Consider the following 1,671-nt stretch of genomic DNA (forward strand, 5'->3'; position numbering starts at 1 on the left):
TCTAACCCAAGTCACCCTCTTTCGAGAAACCAACCACGCCATCAATTAAAACAACCTGCGCAGGTATTAGATAAATGCCACCACCATAACCGTCGTGCCATTGATCTGACGATTCGCCGGGTACCCAAACACGACCTATCTCATTAAAGCCAATCAATCCCACTGACCCCGGAAGCAGGTACGAACTAAAATCAAGTACTTTTAAACGCAATTCGAGGTTATTGTAAGCGATGGTTTTACCGGTGAACCTGTTGGTATGAAAACCCCTGAAGTTTTGCGCGCCCCCCAGTTTCATGAGTTGGAAGTAAGCAGCATCACCAACTGTGGTGCCTAAACCTGTACGATTGGCAATTACCAAAACAGAATCCCTGTCAGGATTTAAATAAAAGCTAAACTCAGACAAGATCTGTCCATAGGTATTATGGTTGCCTCCACCACCTCCGCTAAAGCCGCTGATAGTGGTATTCCAGAGAACTCCCTGGGTTGGTATGATCCTTTTGTTACGTGTATCTAATTGGGCATTAGCCGTTAACCCCGCATAAAGCTTTGTTCCAAAAACACTTTCACCTGGGTTAAATTGATCATAGCCATTTAAAAAGCGTTTGGTATTATTTGATGCCTTGCTGTTGTAAAATTGGCCGGCTATGCCCGCACTTAAACGGAGGTTGCCATAAGTATGATGCAAAGAAACATCGCCGGTAACAAAATCATAGCGATTACGGTAATAAGGCATTTTATGGTCTCCCTGGTTCTCAAAAACAGTATTATTCCCTATTCCAAAGAAATTACTGAGGTTATTAGGCCCCCTCGACAATATATTAATACCCAGATCATTATTACCGATCAGTTTTTTCCACTCAGCAACATAGGTGAACAACAATGATTTCCGTTCAAGGGAATAATTGGTTAAAAACTCTTCCCTGAAAGCATAAGGTTCTTTTCTAAACCCATGTTTTTCATAAGAGAACCCTCCAATAAGTAATATGCCAATATCATTGCTATAATTTGCCAGAATGATGGGTTCAAACCTGTCGAATTTATAACTGGTTTTGTCATATTGATTTACAGCGGTGTCTGTTGATGTTTTATTTTTTACCTGCGATGGCAGCGGCAACTTATTTTGCTGATCAGAACGATCATACACATATAAATTACGTTTATTATGCAGGTTATTATCTACATAAAAACTATCCACCCCATCACCGCCAACCATGCGTACTTTTATTGGTGAAGGCCCGGTACCGGTCACCGAAAAAACATCCTCGCCCGCAAAACCGTATAGCCTAACTTCTTTTGTTACATTAGGTTTAAATGTGCGTTGGTAGGTTACTTTATCAATGCTGCCATCCTTCTTAATTTTGTTAACCGTTACTGTTAAGTTGCCACCAGTTTCATTATTGACGCTAAACTTATCCGTTTTATCACTTGCAGGTATTTCCACCTCACGTGATATAAACCGGTAATATTCTAAAGCCTGTTGGGCAAGCACATTTCTGCGGGCTATCATTTTATTTGCGATCTCTTTACCTGAAAGTTGATAAATGGTATCGGGCATACGTTTTATCGCTTTATTGATAACATCATCAGTCAGTTTACCCTGAACATAAGCTATCTGTTCTTTCCAATCATCCTCACTTAATTGGTTTAAAAAATAACGGTCAAAATACCGGG

At 40.3% G+C, this 1,671-nt stretch carries 1 pseudogene; it reads right to left on the bottom strand.

The window, feature by feature from the left end:
• Window position 1: 1 nt before the first annotated feature.
• Window positions 2-1,671, bottom strand: a pseudogene (locus AC1DRQ_RS31320) (BamA/TamA family outer membrane protein); the annotation flags it as partial.

Source organism: Mucilaginibacter sp. P4_E8, from assembly GCF_056401495.1.